Genomic DNA, 16,603 nt, shown 5'->3' with positions numbered 1-16,603 from the left:
TTAGATAAGTAAACGGTTCACTTTAAGTGTCTTATCTAATTTTTTGACTCAGAAAAAATGAACACTTATTTTTGCCCCACTACTAGGTTCCAGAGTTCGGGGTTATTTAAGCAGGCCGAAAATCATTAGATCGACCCATTCACCACTTACGCGGCGGTATTCTGCCCGCAAATCCCCTTCGCGTAGGAAACCAACTTTACGGGCCAGGCGTTGCATGGCAAAGTTGTCGCTTTCGGTACGCAGGGTCAATTTATTGAGTTGCAATTGGTAAAATACAAAATGAATTACCTTTTGCATCACTTCAGTCATGATGCCTTTTTGGTGGAGCGATTTATCCAAAAAAAGGTACAATTCGGCTTTGGACAAAGTCCAATCGATCTCCGCAATACGCACCAATCCAACAGGTACTGCTGAATCTTTGTCCCAAACTCCCAGGCAATATTCGCTTTGATTGAGCCAATCCGCCAGTTTTTGCCGTACAAAAAATTCAACATTATCCTGATTGGGAATGTGGCTCACCACTGGCGGATAACGACTTTCGAGTTGGTCTATATTGTCTTGAAAGAGTTTGAAGTAATTCTGTCCATCGTTTTCACGAAAACGCCGGACAACAGTACGATGAGTAATCAATGCAGTTTCAACCGTAAGTAAATGCTGAAGCATAGGTTTATTTTTAACAACCTGCTCGTGTGTAAAATGAGTGAGCAGGTGGATGCGGAACGGAAACAAAATAAAGTAAACTTTTGACTGGCTCTTTTTTGATTTTGCTGTGTTACTCGTCAGTTGCGTAGTGTACTATGCGCCTTCCTCGCGCCTTGCCAAATCAAAAAATAGCGAAGTCAACTAGCTTACTTTATTTTGTTTCCGTTCCTACGCGGGTGTAAAAATAAAGATTTCTTGCATCGCAAATTATGTATTTTTGCACCCACGCCGCAAAAGTCTTATGAGAGAGCAATACACCAGAAGGTTTCGTCTCAAACTTAACCAGTTATTCTGGATCATCATCTGGTGGACCCTATTGGGAGCATTGGACGCGCTGGGGGCCTACTCGCTCTCGGCGGGCTGGTCGGTGCATGATGCGGGTGTGGTTCGCTTTGTATTGTTCAATACCCTTTCCGCGTTTTTTTCCAGCATTATTTCCGGTGGTTTTTTGGTGTTTTTCCTGCGCGATCGGTTTACGATGAAGTCCTTTGGCTTCGCGCTCTTGATTTCCAGTTTTGTGATTTCGCTGCTCAATTTTGGGATTTTTTTATTGACGCATGGAATTTTGTTGAGCATTCGTTATGGTCAAAATGGACTTGACCCCGAGGTTTTGGCACGCAGCACCAGTTTGTTTGACCGCCCTTTTTACGTCAAAATTCTCATCTTTTGGTCGATTGTGGCCTTCATCACCACGATTGCGTTACACGTTAACGAAAAATACGGTCAGGGCGTCCTGATCAAAATGTTGCTGGGGCATTACCATCGCCCCCGGGAGGAGGAGCGCATTTTTATGTTTGTCGACATCAAAGGCTCCACGGCCATTGCCGAGCAATTGGGGCACGTGCAGTTTTTTAATTTTTTGAACGACTTTTTTCGTGACGTCACCAATCCGATTGTGGATACAGCCGGGGAGATTTACCAGTACGTCGGCGATGAGATCGTTGTTTCCTGGAACATGCAGGATGGACTGGAAAACGCCCAATGTATTCGTTGTTTTTTTCGCATGCAGGAATTGATGCTACGGCGATCGGGGTTTTATCGGGACAAATACGGGGTTGCGCCAGAATTTAAAGCGGGGCTGCACTGCGGTGTAGTCACCACGGGTGAAATTGGCGTCATCAAAAAGGACATCGTTTTTTCGGGCGATACCATGAACACCACGGCGCGCATCCAGGCGGTGTGTAACAAGTTTCGGGTGCGGATGCTGCTGAGTAAAAATTTGCTGGAAAAACTGGATTTGCCGCCGCTGCAATACCATCCCAAGCGGGTGGGAGTATTTGAATTGAAGGGGAAAAAGCAGTTGGTGGAGTTGTATACGTTTGAGGAGGCGATGGAGCCGAGGTATGTGGGGGATGGGGGAATTTCTGCGACGTAATTTTACTCCTCCCAAGCCTTATTCTCATGCACATACTTCCGGTTCTTCAAACACTTCATGGCCTGGGTTAGCCCCTGCACCGTCATGGGGAACATACGCTTGCCTGACCATTCCCGAATCACATTCACCGACTCGTAAAAATCCCACTCGTAATCCGGGATGGGGTTGATCCAAACCAGGTGTTTGAAGTGGTCGCTCAGGCGTTTGAGCCAGTTGATGCCCGGTTCGTCGTTGGAATGCTCCACACTCCCACCCCGGTAAAAAATCTCGTAAGTCGACATGGCCGCGTCGCCCACCAACACCAATTTGTAGTCGCTGTTGAATTTGTGGATCAATTCCAGCGTAGGAATTTTTTCCCTAAAACGTCGCTTGTTGTCCTTCCACACTGATTCGTATACACAATTGTGGAAGTAATAAAACTCCAGGTGTTTGAACTCCCATCTGGCCGCCGAAAATAATTGTTCACACAATTCAATGTGGTCGTCCATGGAGCCACCCACGTCCATGAGCAGCAGCACCTTGACCCGGTTTTGTTTGGAAGGATGCAGGGCAATGTCCAGCATGCCCGCATTTTCGGAAGTTTTGCGGATGGTACCGTCCAGGTCCAGTTCGGTTGGAATCCCTTGGCGAGTGAGGATGCGCAGGCGTTTGAGGATGAGTTTGATGTTGCGGGTATTGAGTTCTACCCGATCGTCGAGGCCTTTAAAAGCCCGTTCATCCCATACCTTGATGGCAGTGCGGTTGCCGCCCGATTCTTTGCCGATGCGCACTCCTTCAGGGTTGTAGCCTTGATTGCCAAAGGGAGAAGTGCCTCCGGTGCCAATCCAGCGATTGCCATTTTGGTGGCGCTCTTTTTGTTGTTCTAGTAATTCTTTGAGGCGATCCATCAAGGCATCGAGGCCGCCCAGTTTTTCGATGGCGGCTTTTTCTTCCTCACTCAGGTTGCGCAGCCATTGTTTTTCGAGCCAATCAGCCGGGATTTCGGTGGCCAATAAGGCTTGAGCCAGATTGTCGATGCCCCGGAAAAACTGGCTAAACAGCAGGTCGAAGCGGTCGAGGTGCGCCTCCTGCTTGACCAAAATGGCTTTGCTCAGGGCATAAAAATCCTCGATGGAATAGGTGCCGATTTCTTTTTGCAATGCCTCCAGCAGGGCCAAGTACTCGTGTAAGCTGACCGGAATGCCGTGTTTGCGCAGTGCATAAAAGAAACTTAGGAACATAACAGTAATTTTAAAAAACCAGATCAAACTACAGATTCTTTTTCAAGAACCCAAAAAAGAACTTAATTTCAACCCGTATTTTTCTGTTTTAATTTTAGTAAACTATGACAAACAAACAAAGAACATTCACGCTCCTGGCGGCCTTGTGCTTCGCAGTGAGCATTCATGGCCAATCTGGCAATGGTAAACAACCCATCTCTCAGCCCTTGGTGTCCCACATTTTCACAGCGGATCCATCTGCACATGTGTTCAAGGGACGCATTTTCATTTACCCTTCGCACGACATCGATGCGGCGGTAAAAGAAGACGATGACGGTGGGCATTTTGCCATGCGCGACTACCACATTTTATCCATGAAAAAAATGGGGGGTAAAGTGACCGACCACGGGGTTGCGCTCGACATTCAGGACATTCCCTGGGCAGGCCGCCAACTTTGGGCACCCGATGCCACCTTCAAGGATGGAATGTATTACCTCTACTTTCCGGTCAAGGACAAGCAGGATGTGTTCCACATTGGGGTAGCCACCAGCAAAAAGCCCCAAGGCCCCTTTAAGGCCGAACCAGAGCCGATCAAAGGTGCTTATAGCATTGACCCTACCGTATTCAAGGATGACGATGGCAGTTTTTACCTCTACTTTGGCGGCATTTGGGGCGGTCAACTGCAACGTTGGAACAACAACCAGTACGACCCCAAAGGGGCATTGCGCAAAGGCAGCGAAACGGCTGTGTTGCCACGGGTAGCCAAACTCAGCGCCGACCTAAAGAGCTTTACCGAAGAAGTAAAAGAGGTGAAAATTCTGGACAAAGACGGCAAACTTTTCCTGGAAAGCAACAACGACAAACGTTTCTTCGAAGCGGCCTGGATGCACAAATACAACGGCAAGTACTACTTCTCCTACTCCACCGGAGATACCCACAATTTGTGCTACGCCATCGGCGACAATCCCTATGGCCCCTTCACCTACCAGGGCATCGTACTCAACCCCGTGCAAGGCTGGACCAACCACCACTCGATTGTAGAATTTAAGGGTAAATGGTACCTGTTCTACCACGATGTACAAATTTCGGGCAAAACCCACTTGCGGAACGTCAAGGTAACTGAGCTGAAATACAATCCAGATGGAACCATTCAGACGCTCGATGCCTACAAGTAGGTGGACGCTGTCGGTGTTTTTGCTGGGTTGTAGCCTATTTGGTTTTGCCCAAATCCGCCTGCCGCGCCTCATCAGCGATGGCATGGTGCTGCAAAGGGAGCAAAACCTGAAAATCTGGGGTTGGGCTGCTCCGCAGGAAAACATCAGTCTCCGCATCAAGGACAAAAATTACCGGAGCAAAGCAGATCAGCATGGGAACTGGAGCATTGCGCTACCACCGCAGGCAGCAGGTGGCCCTTTTGACCTCACTCTCAAGGGTAGCAATGAACTGACTGTTCGGGATGTTTACTTTGGCGACGTGTGGATTTGTGCCGGGCAATCGAACATGGTTTTGCCCATGGAGCGGGTGAAAGAGCGCTACATGGCGGAGATTGAACAAGCCAATTATCCAGCCATCCGCAATTTTTTTATCCCGACCCTGACCAATGTACAAGGGCCCCAAGCTGATTTGCCGAGTGGAAAATGGGAGGTAGCTACCCCACAAAACGTGATGAGTTTTGGGGCGGCGTCTTACTTTTTTGCCAAAACCATCTACGATCGGTACAAGATTCCCATTGGTCTGATCAACGCGAGTGTGGGCGGAACACCCATCGAAGCATGGATCAGCGAGGCAGGTTTGATGACCTTTCCCGATTTGTTGGCGACCATCCAACAGAACAAGGATACCAGCTACGTCAATGGCCTCAATCGCAAGGCGCGGCAGGGGAATGTGCCTCGACCCAGTGCGGACAAGGGCATGTTGGAACCCACAAAATGGTTCGACCCCGCATACATGCCCAAAAACTGGCGCAACATCAATGTGCCCGGCTATTGGGAGGATCAGGGCATCAAAGACCTGAACGGTGTGGTTTGGTACCGCAAGGAAATTGAAGTACCTGCTTCCATGTGTGGGGTGCCCGCCAAGTTGTTTCTGGGGCGGATTGTCGATGCAGATTTTGCCTACGTCAACGGGCAAGCAGTGGGCAACATCACTTACCAGTACCCGCCACGGCGCTACACTATCCCCACCGGGGTGCTCAAACCTGGCAAAAACCTGCTGGTTGTACGGGTAATCAATCAAGGGGGGAAAGGTGGCTTTGTGCCCGACAAACCTTACTTCCTCAGCGCCAATGGCCAGGATATTGACCTCAAGGGGGATTGGTCGTACAAAGTGGGGGATGTATTTCCACCATTTGCTGGTGCTCCTCCAGGGGGCATCACCTTACAGAACCAACCCAGCGCTTTGTTCAACGCCATGACTGCGCCACTAGTCAACTACGCGGCCAAGGGTTTTTTGTGGTACCAAGGAGAAACCAATGCAGGCAATCCAAAGCCGTACTATCAACTTTTGCCCGCCCTGATCCAGGATTGGCGCAAACAGTGGAAACAAGGCGATTTGCCCTTCATAACGGTGCAACTGGCCAACTTTATGGAGGTCAATTACTTGCCTTCGGAAAGCAGTTGGGCGGTCTTGCGTGATGCGCAGTTCAAATCGCTGGCGGTGCCCAATACGGGTTTGGCAGTGGCGATCGACCTGGGCGAGTGGAACGACATTCACCCGCTGAACAAAAAGGATGTGGGGGTACGACTGGCCCTGGCAGCGCAAAGAATCGCCTATGGGGATCAAAACGTCGTCCACTCCGGGCCACAATACGAACGTTTCCAGATTGAGGGGGATAAAATCCGCTTGTATTTCAAACACACCGGAACGGGCATGATCAGCAAAGATGGCGAGCCACTGGCTTGTTTTGCGATTGCAGGGGCGGACAAACGTTTCGTGTGGGCTAAGGCGGAAATACAGGCGGATCAGACGATCCTGGTGTCCAATGCGCAGGTATCACAACCCATGTATGTCAGATATGCTTGGGCGGATAATCCCGCCGATGCGAACTTGTACAATCAGGAAGGTTTACCTGCGTCTCCTTTCCGTACGGATGAGTGAGTCACTTTTTTCACTAAGTAGAATCAGCTGAAGCGAGTAAATTGGCAAAAGCAACATTTTTTTTCACAAAGGAAGCACAAAGAAACACAGAGAGCACAAAGACACGTCAACGTCTAACTTTGTGCCCTTTGTGTACCTCTGTGTTTTCTTTGTGAAAAAATATGCCGCTCTGGTCTTCGTGATCATCGTCATTCTGCCATCATTTCTTCAAATCAAGACCACAATGAAAAACATTTCTTTTTATATACTCCTTTTGACCTTAAGTGGTCATACCTCCTTTGCGCAAACCACCAAAGGACTCAAGGATTATTACAAAAAATTCTTTCCCATCGGTGTAGCCGTCAATCCACGCATGTTTGACGTCCCGGAGGAATCCGCCCTCATCCTGGCGCAATTCAGCAGCATGACGCCTGAGAACGCCATGAAAATGGGGCCCATTCACCCTGAAGAAAAGCGCTACAACTGGGCACCTGCGGATAAAATCGCCGATTTTGCGGTGCAACATGGCCTTAAACTACGCGGACACACCCTGTGCTGGCATAGCCAAACGCCAAACTGGTTGTTCAAGGATTCCACGGGGGCAACCATCAGCAAGGAAGTACTCCTGGCTCGCCTCAAACAGCACATTTTCGACGTAGTGGGCCGTTACAAGGGCAAAATTTACGTTTGGGACGTGGTCAATGAAGCCGTGCCAGATGGTGGCACCGACATTTACCGCAAGTCGCCTTTTTACGAGATCATCGGCCCGGAATACATCGAAAAGGCGTTCCAATACGCCCACGAGGCCGACCCCAAGGCACTGCTGTTTTACAACGACTACAACACCGAAAACGCCTCCAAACGCGATCGCATTTACCAATTGGTGAAAGGACTGAAAGACAAAGGAGTACCCATTCACGGAGTGGGATTGCAAGGGCATTGGGCGCTGACGGAACCAACCGCAGCCGAATTGGAAACTTCGATCAAAAAATTTGCCAGTTTGGGTTTGCAGGTGCAGGTTACGGAATTGGATGTATCGGTCCACCCTAAAGAGCACGAGCGCAGAACAGAAGCTTTCACCGGCAAGGTGGAATATACAGCGGAGATGGAAGCTAAACAGATTGCGCAGTATAAAATGCTTTTTGAAGTATTGCGCAAACACCGCAAAGCAGTGACCAGTGTAACTTTTTGGAATTTGTCCGATAAATCGTCCTGGTTGGACAATTTCCCGGTGCGTGGCCGCAAAGATTTTCCCCTGCTTTTTGACGAAAAATATCAGCCGAAGAAGGCGTTTTTTGCGGTGACCAAGTGGTGAGTGCTTGAGTTTGAAACTGAGCTTGCATCTATCATATTGTAACCTGCTGTTTCAACGGCAGGGTAAGCATTTCCTCCCCTGCACATCTATCATCTTTGCCAGATCACACATCTACATTAGTATTGTTTTGATGTATGATCTGGCAAAGATGATAGATGTGAGTGTTGGGGGTGGCCGTAATCCCGCCGTTGAAACAGCGGGTTTCAAGATGGTAGATGTGGGTGGTGTTAAATCAAAAAATATGGTAGCATGCATGCAGTAAAATCATTATTTTTGTTAGAAAAATTGTGGCTAGATGAATCCAACACAAATTAGATCTGAGGTACATCAAATGATTGATCGTTTGGACGAGCATTTATTGGTAGCCATTCACTTGATCCCAATAGCAAAAGGTTAAATCCAATTATCCAAACTGACCTTCTGTCTATAAACCCTTGTAATTAAATTTTTTACAGTTAAAGTATCAATATTCCATTCACTTCTCTAAGTGTTTTTATCATCCGTTAATAATACAGTTTACCATGCAACTTGCTGCTTTTTGGGTTAAAGACCATTATCTCTTCGAAACTACCTCAATCAATCTTGGGGGTAAATTCTTGTATGAATTTAAATTGGATGGTAACATCCTAACGATAAATCGTGAAGAAAACGAGGCTTTTATACCTCATTTTTTTTCTGAAACCAGCCCTAATTTATCCCTTGTTTCAGCAATTGTGGGGCAAAATGGAAGCGGTAAATCGACATTATTAACTCTTTTGAGAAGTTCATTGCAAGGCGTAGGTATTTGGGGAGGATACGTTATGTTTAAGGCCGCAGTTCTTATATTTGAAGATGATAAAAGTAACTCAGTTTTTGTAAAGGTACGTATTCCTGAATATCCCAAAAGGGATGCATTCAATTTAAAAATTCAGACCGTTGATTTTTTGACAAACCAAGAATATCTTACTGCCCAAACTGTGTACTATTGCCCATTTTTTGAAAACAAACAATTGTACTTTAATTCTTGGGCAACTCCTGATATTGACATTTCTGCAGACAGGCTTTTACATCATGATGATGACCAAAATAAAAATAAGAGTAATTTTTCCCCTATTTTGGAACATCGATATCAAAATATTTTCAGGCAGTTTGATTTCTTAGGAACTCCACTTGCAGAAGTCCTTGCTAGAGGGTTTGAAATGCCATTTTACGACTCAGTTGAATTATCCATGAGGGGAGCAGCATGGAATCCAATCGATATTAGTACGTTTCATAATACCCCGTTTGATTTTCGCCCGTTTTTGAAAAGATTGTATGAGTTATGGCAAAAGAAATTTATTCCACTGGAAGACAAATCCACTCGACAACCGATATTGACGAAGATAAAAAGATCATTAAGCTTTGGTTTTTGAGAGAATTATTAAGTAGCATTAGTCATCCTTTGGAATCCAACAATAGTTTTTTGGATGAAGGCAAAATGAGTATAAATGTAACGGACTTAGATAATCTTTCATTTTACGATGCCCTTATATGCTTTTTGGACAATCACTATTTTTATGAACCACAAGATGTTTCATTGCTGCCTGTTGTTGCAATAAAGAAATTATTGTATGTGAGTTTTAGTATCATCGAATCTTTATCAAAGCATCAACTACTTGATACTCAAAAAATAGAATTGGATTTCATGAGTGCCCAAAAGATAATGCAGGCACACAAAGATTTTCTTTATGGAATGGCAGCTTTTACTGATACCCCAGTAGGGTTTATAGATGTCTCACCTAGAAATCTAATTGAATTGAGTTCTGGTGAAAAAGCTGTGCTTGATCTCCTTTCTAGGTTTCATTTTTCCATTCAGGAGATAAAAAAAAGAGAATCAAATGCGATTGGAGGTGATACCAAGAATTTCCCTACACATTTTTGCCTGCTTTTGGATGAAGGAGACATGGGATTCCACCCAGTCTGGAAAAAAAAGTATGTCAAAACAATAGTTGATGTTTTGCCAAAGTTTTTTGAGCAATTTCAAAATAGTACCGTTCAAATCATATTTACTACTCATGATCCGTTGACATTGTCTGATATGCCTAATAAGAATGTTGTTTATATGAAGAAAGAGAAGGACTTTTGCAAAGTGTTACAATTTGACGACTCGATGCGTCCCAAAAGTTCTTTTGGGGCAAATATCAGTACACTGCTTTCGGATTCTTTTTTTGTTGATGACGGTTTGGTAGGTGAATTTGCTATTCAAAAAATTGACAAAACCATTGAATGGATAAATGACCCCGAAGACATGTCGAATGTCGACTACCATGAAAAAGTCATTGAAATCATTGATGAACTACTCCTCAAAAAGAAGCTTGCTGAAATGTTTGCGGAAAAAACAGGGCGAAATTCTTTGGAAAGAAAAGTTATTGACGAACAAATAAAGATTTTAGAACAACGTAAAAATAAAATTCAAAAAAATCTATGACTTATTTGAATATAACCAATTTCGAAGGAGCCGCAGAAAAACACTACGCAGGCTTGAAAGATTCGATTATATCGAAATTAAACAATTCTAATCTCAAAAAGGAGATGAAAACTTTCCTTTCTGATAATTTGGAAAATATCCTAAAAGGAGATCCTCTCAAACTAATAGATGTTGAGCGAAAATTCAACGAAAAAGCAGCAGCATTGCACCTAACAACAGGAGCAAGAAAGAAAAAAGCTTTTTTTAAAGAAATTAAAAGAGCTTTTAACTACAAGATTTTTACTGCAAAAAGTAAACAATACGATGCCTATGATTTAGCTGAAAACCTTGATGTCCGAGTTTGTGTTTATTGTAATAGAATGTACACGTTGACGGTGCAAAGTGGTGGGAAAATCACCAGACCGGAATTTGACCATTTTTTTTCTCAAGGGAAATACCCACTATTAGCACTCTCTTTTTTTAACTTAATCCCAAGTTGCAAAATTTGCAACAGTACTCTAAAACACACAAAAGAATTTTCAATAGGCGAAAACCTGCATCCTTACCTTGACGATTGCTGGCAAAGTTTTAGGTATTCTTTCACCCCATCAGGTACTCAAAGTTTACTTGGAGCCCAAAAACAGCTTAAAGTAGTCTTAAAAACTGATAGCTGTACTGACCCTAAATTAAAGATTAAAATAGAAAACACTTTTGAGATTTTTAAGATTTCAGAAATTTATAGTGGCCATGCAGAGGAAATAAGCGACATACTCAAAATTCGTAACGTTATGACTGACAACTATCTTGAAATATTAAGAACCCATACTTATCGACATTTACAACTTACAGAAGATGAACTATACCGATTGGCTTTCGGCACATATAGAGAGGAAGTCAATTTCCATAAACGCCCATTTAGCAAATTAAAAAAGGATATTTTGAAGGAGTTGGGAATGATTTAGGGTTGACGATTTATCCACTAACTCAGCCTTCAAACAAATCATCCATCTTCAACTCATTTCGAACCATGGACAAAGCCAATTCATTTCAAGCAATCCAAACAAAAGAAAAACTTTGAACTCCCGAACCAATTACTTACTTTTAACGTTACTAACTTAGTGCGTTACTATGATTAAAAGCTTTGCTGACAAGGAAACCGAGAAAATTTGGAATGGATCATACTCCAAGAAATTTCCTCATGACATTCAACCTGTGGCAAGAAGAAAGCTCAGAATGATCAATAGCGCCCAAGACATTGAAGATTTGCGCATACCTCCAGGAAATAGGTTGGAAAAACTGAAAGGTGACATGAAAGATTTCTGGAGCATTCGAATCAACAACCAATGGCGAATCATCTTCAAATGGGAAGAGAACAACGCGCTGGAAGTCCAAATCATTGACTATCATTAACCCGTCATCATGGAAAAATTACCCAACATCCACCCGGGCGAAGTCCTCCTCGAAGAATTCCTCATCCCGATGGCCATCAGCCAATACAAGCTGGCCAAAGACCTGATGATTCCCCAAACCAGGGTCAGTGAAATTGTAAAAAGAAAACGGCGGGTTACTGCGGATACTGCGCTGCGCTTGAGCAAATATTTTGGCACTTCGGCCAAGTTCTGGCTGGGCTTACAAGATGATTACGACCTGGAAGAGTCGGGAAATTTATTGGCAAAAGAGTTGTCAATCATACCTGCTGCGGTTCAATCAGTAGCCTGATTTTCCCCCAAAACCACGAAAAAAATCCAGTTTTGGAAGAAAATGAGCATCATTCTTTTCCAAAATAGCTTCAAAATGTCGATTTTGGAAGAAAAACAGGCTTTATTTCTGACTATAGCCATGCTTCAACGCGCTTCCACAGTCGACAGATCAGCCCTGAAAGGGCGCCATACCTCCAAGGAGGGGCAGCGCCCTTTCGGTTTCGTACCGGATCGGATAGCCTACGTATTAACTACTAGCCCTGAAGGGGCGGCATAATCCCTCTGGAATGATGCCGCCCCTTCAGGGCTTCCTGGCTTAATGCATGGTTCGCCACTCAGAATGGGCGTTACCCATTCTTGAAAGTATGTCGCCCCTTCAGGGCTAGTTCAATTACATTGATGTAGGGAATTAACTCACCAAACTCCTTCTCACAAACTCCTCCCAATCCCGAAACCGTTCCTTCTTCATCACCCTTGGAAACTTGTGCTGCCCACCCATTTTACCCTGGTGCTCGTGCCACTTGTAAAAAATGTGCACGGGGATGATTTCCACCTCCATATCGCGCAGCACGGAGGCCCGTTCTACCCGGTAGTCATCGTTGATTTCTTTGAGTTTGGCGTCAATCAGGTTTTTGACTTCAGTCGCATCACAGGGAGCATCACAACCGATGTACCATTTGTGGGCATAAAAACTGCCCACTTCTACCGCCGAAACCGTGTATTCTGGAATGACCACGTCCAGTTCCTCTTCCACGTGCTGGACGCCGTGGTTCATGTTGTCGACCGAAAGGTGTTCGCCGCAGATGCTGAGGTAGTGTTTGGTGCGGCCAGTGATGATCACTTCGGAACGGCGTTTGTCCATAAAGCGCACCGTGTCGCCGATGAGGTAGCGCCAGGCGCCCCCACAAGTACTGATGAGCATGGCGTAATCCTCGCCCTCTTTCACTTCTTCGATGCTGAGGGTTTCGATATTGGCGCGGAGGTTACCTTCGGTGTCAAAGTTGTTTTCGTTAAAAGGTACAAACTCATAAAAGATACCATTGTCGATCATGAGGTGCATGGCGTTGGTTTCGGGGCGATCCTGAATGGCCATAAAGCCCTCCGAGGCCAGGTACGAATCCATGTAAACCAGCGGGCGCGCCATCAGTCGTTCAAACCCCTTGCGGTAGGGTTCAAAATGGATGCCACCGTGTACACAAACCGAGAGGTTGGGCCAGATGTCGTGGATGGTTTTGACGCCGTGGTATTCGATGATTTTTTCCATCATCAATTGCAACCAGGAAGGGATGCCCACGATAAAACCTACGTCCCAATTGGGTGCATTTTTGGCAATCTCGGCGATCCGTTCGTCCCAACTGCGGATGCTGGCAATGCGGTTGCCTGGCTTGTAGTAGGAGCGCAGCCAAAAGGGTGGCCGACTGGCATTGATGCCGCTCAAGTCGCCAGCAAAATAGCCATTGCCTTGTTCGAGGTCGGTAGAACCGCCCAGCATCATCATGTCTTTGGTGAAAATATCGGGATCGAGGTTGAAGCGGGAAAGGGCAAAAAACATGCGCAAGCCCGCGCGACTGTTGGCCCTAAACAGGTCTTTGGTGATCGGAATGTGTTTGCTGGGAGCCCCAGAAGTACCCGAACTCAGTGCAAAATATTTGACCCGCCCTGGCCAGGTCACGTCTTCTACCTGATTGAGCGTCATGTGCCACCAACGGTCGTAGAGGGTATTGTAATCAAAGGTTGGCACACTTTGTTTAAATGCCTCAATCGGGTTGCTGCTGTTGAGGATATCGTTGAACTGGTAATATTGCCCGAAGGCAGTATGTTGGGCTTTACGCAGTAGCCAGCGCAAGGTTCTGATTTGATGTTGGATGGGTTTAATGCTTTGCCCCCGGCGCTTGGACAGAATTTGTCCCAAACTTGCTCCTCTCTTGATTAGGGCCCCAAATATTGACATACTGATTTGGTTTTAGATCGCAAGCGATTACCCCACTATGGGACTCACAAAGGTACATAGTTATTTGGGAATTCGGATCGGCGATTTGGGATTTGGATGACTAATGGATTGAAAATTGGCTTTGAGCACCATTCTGTAATGCTGAGATTTAACGAACAAAGTGTCTTTTTTTTTACTTAAAAATAAAGCATGTAAATTGTTTAATTAGCTTGAATAAGTTATTTTTGTATCAACAAAATCGATGGCGTACAAGAGAAAATTATCAGACTTCTTATTTTACCAAGCCAATTTGGCGTTCCCAAAACCTTTATGCCATGTCAAAAACTCCGTTAACCCGTTATGAGCTTGCTCGTGCCTATGGCATTAGTATCCGAACATTTTACAATTGGTCAAAAGAACTACAAATCACCGCAAATCGTCGCCTATCTATCATTGATTGTGAATTGATTTTTGAGAAATACGGTAAGCCTGCTGGGATATGGGAAGTACCGGAGCCCAAGCACTTAGAACGTAAAAGCATAAGCCACTGAAGGAATAATTGGTAAAAAACTCCTCACAACATACTGCTGGGTAGTAGACACTTCTGCTACTCCATTCACTACACGAACCTGTTCAACATTTTCATATTGAGCATGGTATGGATTTTGGCGATTGTAAAAATTAAAAATGCTGATCGTCCAGGTTCGACTTTTGTTGTTGAGCTTTAGTTTGGTGTGGTGGATGGCCAAATCCCCCCGGTGATAAACTGCCAGACGAGCATTATTCTTAGCAGTATAAATAAAAACATAACGATTGCCCTCAAAACCAGCTTCCTCAGGATAAGGAATGGCTGCAGTGGGCAAGGTGACGGGAAAACCGGAGCGCAAATAGGCATTTAAGGCAAAACTCCAGCCTTTTGAAGCAGTAAAAATGGCACTAAGGGATAAATTGTGTAGAGCATCGAAGGCAAAGGGGTAAGCCTTACCATTGTTCAGATTCGTGAACAGGTTGGTCGTTTTAGACAAAGTATAAGCCAGGGAAAAATCCAGCTTGTCGCTTCTTTTTTGCAAAAAAAGCTCAATGCCCTTCGAAGTAGAGGTACCATCCGTAGTGAACAGCTCACGGTAAGTTTTGGCATAATCCAACAAGAAGGAACTTCCTTCCGAAAAATCGATAATGCCACGGGTCTTTTTGTGGTAAAATTCCAATGACACCGTTAAGTTGTGTTGGGTTTTGAACAATAAACCTCCCACAATCTGGCTGGCTGATTGGGGCGGCACATCGCTCGTACTCGGAATCCAAAGATCGTTTTGAAAGCGCAGCCCCGCTTGGCTAATTAAGTGAATAAACTGGTTCATGCGGTTGTAGCCAGCTCGCAATTGTAGGTTGTGGAGCAAACGATAGCTAATGTTGAAGCGCGGCTCAAACCGCCAAAAGCTGGTCTCTTGGCGGTACATTGCCAGGCGCAGCCCAGCATTGAGCGTCAGACGGGAAGATAATTTGAATTCATCTTCGGCAAAAAGACTCAAGTTGTGGGCACGGATTCTTTCTTGCGTTTCTTCAAGAAAAAGGGAATCCAGACTCGCTGTTTCTTTAAAAATGGAGCGAGGAAAAAAGCGTTGCCGGTTGATGTCCACTCCCAAACGCAGGTAATGTTGTGGGGCAGCCAAAAAGTCGAGTTGCGACCGGAAGGCCAACTCGTTTAACCCGGAGCTATAACGAAACAGGTTGCGTCCGATCAGGCTATCGCTGGATTCTTCCCGGCTATTGAATTGATTGGTGTAATTGAATTTGGTGGCATATACGGTCGTATTCCAAAACATTTTGGCATTGAGGATGCGGTTGTAGCGCAGCGAAGTGGTAAGGTTGCCCCAATTGAGTCGGGTGCCTTGTTGGAGATTGGGATAAGATTGATTGTTGATCCGAAATTGATCGCTGCCTGTGTAAAAACTCCAGTACAATTGATCTTTACTGGAAAGTTTCCAACTCAATTTTCCGTTTAAATCGCTCATCCCATAGCCAAAAAACTGGGATGATTTGCCGCTGTTGTAATCCCAGCGCGTGGGCAGTAGAATTAAATCGAGGTAAGAAGTGCGCGCTGAGAGCAAAAAACCGATTTTGTCCTTTACAATAGGGCCATTGATGGAAAATTTGGAAGAAACCAATCCAATACTGGCTTCTCCATTCAATTGATTGGTGGAACCTTCTTTGCTCACGATGTCCAAAACAGCAGACAAGCGACCGCCATAACGTGCCGGGATTCCCCCTTTGATCAGCTCAGCTTTTTTGATAATATCGGGGTTAAAAACGGACAAAAAGCCGAAGAGGTGATTGGGATTATAAACCGGGGCACCGTCCAACAGAATCAGGTTTTGATCGGTACTACCACCCCGAACATAAAGCCCTGCCGAACCTTCGTTGCCATTGCTCACTCCAGGGGTGAGTGCAAAAGCTTTGATGATGTCCGCTTCACCCATCAATGAGGGAAGCATTTTGACGGTTTGCCCATTCAGTACAACACTACTGATTTGTTGAACATCCAGTAAGGCTGCTTTGGAGGCTACTATTTTCACTTCGTCAAGCGTTTGAGGTGCTAAAAAGACATTGATTATCGTGTCGCGGTGGGCAAAGAAACGGAAGACCTGGGGGACATGGCCTACGTAGGAAAATTTCAGAATTATGGGCTGATTGACCCGAGCGCTTAAGCTATAAAACCCATAAGTATTGCTCAAATTTGCTTGCCCTCGTAGCGAATCTACTACACTGGCCTGTAGCAAGGGTTCGCCTCGTGAGTCGAAAATTTGTCCGCTGATGTTGATGTTTTGTCCTTGAATACAATGGGGCAGTAAAAATAGCATTGGGATGAAGAGGACGAGTCTCAT

General features: G+C 45.2%; 14 protein-coding genes. 10 read left to right on the top strand and 4 right to left on the bottom strand.

What is annotated here, in order from left to right; translation table 11 throughout:
• Positions 1-102: 102 nt before the first annotated feature.
• Complete coding sequence (locus ACEW9O_RS27500; RefSeq protein WP_373553441.1) at positions 103-663, bottom strand: GNAT family N-acetyltransferase; 561 nt, start codon at positions 661-663, stop codon at positions 103-105.
• Positions 664-943: 280 nt separating this feature from the next.
• Between ACEW9O_RS27500 and ACEW9O_RS27495 the strand changes: the two genes are divergently transcribed.
• Positions 944-2,077: an adenylate/guanylate cyclase domain-containing protein gene (locus ACEW9O_RS27495; RefSeq protein ID WP_373553440.1), complete on the top strand. Its 1,134-nt coding sequence runs from the start codon at positions 944-946 to the stop codon at positions 2,075-2,077.
• A gap of 2 nt (positions 2,078-2,079) precedes the next feature.
• On the opposite strand, the gene ACEW9O_RS27490 is transcribed toward ACEW9O_RS27495, so the two are convergent.
• Entirely contained in the window at positions 2,080-3,297 is a 1,218-nt protein-coding gene (locus tag ACEW9O_RS27490; protein WP_373553439.1) for a VWA domain-containing protein, read from the bottom strand.
• A gap of 104 nt (positions 3,298-3,401) precedes the next feature.
• On the opposite strand from ACEW9O_RS27490, the gene ACEW9O_RS27485 reads away from it, so the two are divergent.
• The 8 genes from ACEW9O_RS27485 to ACEW9O_RS27450 all read left to right on the top strand — a co-directional run bounded on the left by ACEW9O_RS27485 (position 3,402) and on the right by ACEW9O_RS27450 (position 11,810).
• Positions 3,402-4,451 carry a glycoside hydrolase family 43 protein gene (locus ACEW9O_RS27485; RefSeq protein ID WP_373553438.1) on the top strand — a complete coding sequence of 350 codons (1,050 nt, stop codon included), beginning with the start codon at positions 3,402-3,404 and terminating at the stop codon, positions 4,449-4,451.
• On the top strand, positions 4,417-6,372 hold the full coding sequence (locus ACEW9O_RS27480) for a sialate O-acetylesterase (protein ID WP_373553437.1): 1,956 nt from the start codon (positions 4,417-4,419) through the stop codon (positions 6,370-6,372). Before ACEW9O_RS27485 ends, ACEW9O_RS27480 begins: the two co-directional genes overlap by 35 nt.
• Positions 6,373-6,595: 223 nt before the next feature.
• Positions 6,596-7,666 carry an endo-1,4-beta-xylanase gene (locus ACEW9O_RS27475; protein WP_373553436.1) on the top strand — a complete coding sequence of 357 codons (1,071 nt, stop codon included), beginning with the start codon at positions 6,596-6,598 and terminating at the stop codon, positions 7,664-7,666.
• A gap of 521 nt (positions 7,667-8,187) precedes the next feature.
• Positions 8,188-9,057, top strand: a complete 870-nt coding sequence (locus ACEW9O_RS27470; RefSeq protein ID WP_373553435.1) for a hypothetical protein — start codon at positions 8,188-8,190, stop codon at positions 9,055-9,057.
• Positions 8,967-10,112, top strand: a complete 1,146-nt coding sequence (locus ACEW9O_RS27465; RefSeq protein WP_373553434.1) for a hypothetical protein — start codon at positions 8,967-8,969, stop codon at positions 10,110-10,112. The genes ACEW9O_RS27470 and ACEW9O_RS27465 overlap by 91 nt, the downstream gene beginning before the upstream one ends.
• A complete protein-coding gene (locus ACEW9O_RS27460) occupies positions 10,109-11,053 on the top strand; it encodes a hypothetical protein (RefSeq protein ID WP_373553433.1) in 945 nt (314 codons plus the stop codon). The genes ACEW9O_RS27465 and ACEW9O_RS27460 overlap by 4 nt, the downstream gene beginning before the upstream one ends.
• Positions 11,054-11,219: 166 nt before the next feature.
• A complete protein-coding gene (locus ACEW9O_RS27455; protein WP_353481149.1) occupies positions 11,220-11,501 on the top strand; it encodes a type II toxin-antitoxin system RelE/ParE family toxin in 282 nt (93 codons plus the stop codon).
• Between the two features lie 9 nt (positions 11,502-11,510).
• Positions 11,511-11,810 carry a HigA family addiction module antitoxin gene (locus tag ACEW9O_RS27450; protein ID WP_373553432.1) on the top strand — a complete coding sequence of 100 codons (300 nt, stop codon included), beginning with the start codon at positions 11,511-11,513 and terminating at the stop codon, positions 11,808-11,810.
• A 390-nt stretch (positions 11,811-12,200) separates the two neighbouring features.
• Here ACEW9O_RS27450 and ACEW9O_RS27445 read toward each other — a convergent pair whose 3' ends face one another.
• The gene (locus ACEW9O_RS27445) at positions 12,201-13,742 is read right to left on the bottom strand and encodes a GH3 auxin-responsive promoter family protein (RefSeq protein ID WP_373553431.1); all 1,542 of its coding nucleotides are present in this window, start codon (positions 13,740-13,742) and stop codon (positions 12,201-12,203) included.
• A 209-nt stretch (positions 13,743-13,951) separates the two neighbouring features.
• On the opposite strand from ACEW9O_RS27445, the gene ACEW9O_RS27440 reads away from it, so the two are divergent.
• Positions 13,952-14,272, top strand: a complete 321-nt coding sequence (locus ACEW9O_RS27440; protein WP_373553430.1) for a hypothetical protein — start codon at positions 13,952-13,954, stop codon at positions 14,270-14,272.
• Here the strand turns inward: ACEW9O_RS27440 and ACEW9O_RS27435 are convergent.
• A complete protein-coding gene (locus ACEW9O_RS27435; RefSeq protein ID WP_373553429.1) occupies positions 14,246-16,603 on the bottom strand; it encodes a TonB-dependent receptor domain-containing protein in 2,358 nt (785 codons plus the stop codon). The two genes, ACEW9O_RS27440 and ACEW9O_RS27435, sit on opposite strands and share 27 nt — an antisense overlap.

Origin of the sequence: Haliscomenobacter sp., assembly GCF_041740695.1 — a bacterium.
In the GTDB taxonomy this organism is placed as follows: Bacteria; Bacteroidota; Bacteroidia; order Chitinophagales; family Saprospiraceae; genus Haliscomenobacter.
The sequence above is the reverse complement of the archived record's forward strand: the minus strand, read 5'-3'. Positions and strand labels throughout refer to the sequence as shown.

Bases quoted from the DNA above. Each gene is read 5' to 3' on its own strand.
- ACEW9O_RS27470 (WP_373553435.1), top strand. From the start codon at position 8,188: ATGCAACTTGCTGCTTTTTGGGTTAAAGACCATTATCTCTTCGAAACT.
- ACEW9O_RS27450 (WP_373553432.1), top strand. From the start codon at position 11,511: ATGGAAAAATTACCCAACATCCACCCGGGCGAAGTCCTCCTCGAAGAA.
- ACEW9O_RS27460 (WP_373553433.1), top strand. From the start codon at position 10,109: ATGACTTATTTGAATATAACCAATTTCGAAGGAGCCGCAGAAAAACAC.
- ACEW9O_RS27500 (WP_373553441.1), bottom strand. From the start codon at position 663: ATGCTTCAGCATTTACTTACGGTTGAAACTGCATTGATTACTCATCGT.
- ACEW9O_RS27445 (WP_373553431.1), bottom strand. From the start codon at position 13,742: ATGTCAATATTTGGGGCCCTAATCAAGAGAGGAGCAAGTTTGGGACAA.
- ACEW9O_RS27480 (WP_373553437.1), top strand. From the start codon at position 4,417: ATGGAACCATTCAGACGCTCGATGCCTACAAGTAGGTGGACGCTGTCG.
- ACEW9O_RS27435 (WP_373553429.1), bottom strand. From the start codon at position 16,603: ATGAGACTCGTCCTCTTCATCCCAATGCTATTTTTACTGCCCCATTGT.
- ACEW9O_RS27495 (WP_373553440.1), top strand. From the start codon at position 944: ATGAGAGAGCAATACACCAGAAGGTTTCGTCTCAAACTTAACCAGTTA.
- ACEW9O_RS27490 (WP_373553439.1), bottom strand. From the start codon at position 3,297: ATGTTCCTAAGTTTCTTTTATGCACTGCGCAAACACGGCATTCCGGTC.
- ACEW9O_RS27455 (WP_353481149.1), top strand. From the start codon at position 11,220: ATGATTAAAAGCTTTGCTGACAAGGAAACCGAGAAAATTTGGAATGGA.
- ACEW9O_RS27485 (WP_373553438.1), top strand. From the start codon at position 3,402: ATGACAAACAAACAAAGAACATTCACGCTCCTGGCGGCCTTGTGCTTC.
- ACEW9O_RS27465 (WP_373553434.1), top strand. From the start codon at position 8,967: ATGGCAAAAGAAATTTATTCCACTGGAAGACAAATCCACTCGACAACC.
- ACEW9O_RS27475 (WP_373553436.1), top strand. From the start codon at position 6,596: ATGAAAAACATTTCTTTTTATATACTCCTTTTGACCTTAAGTGGTCAT.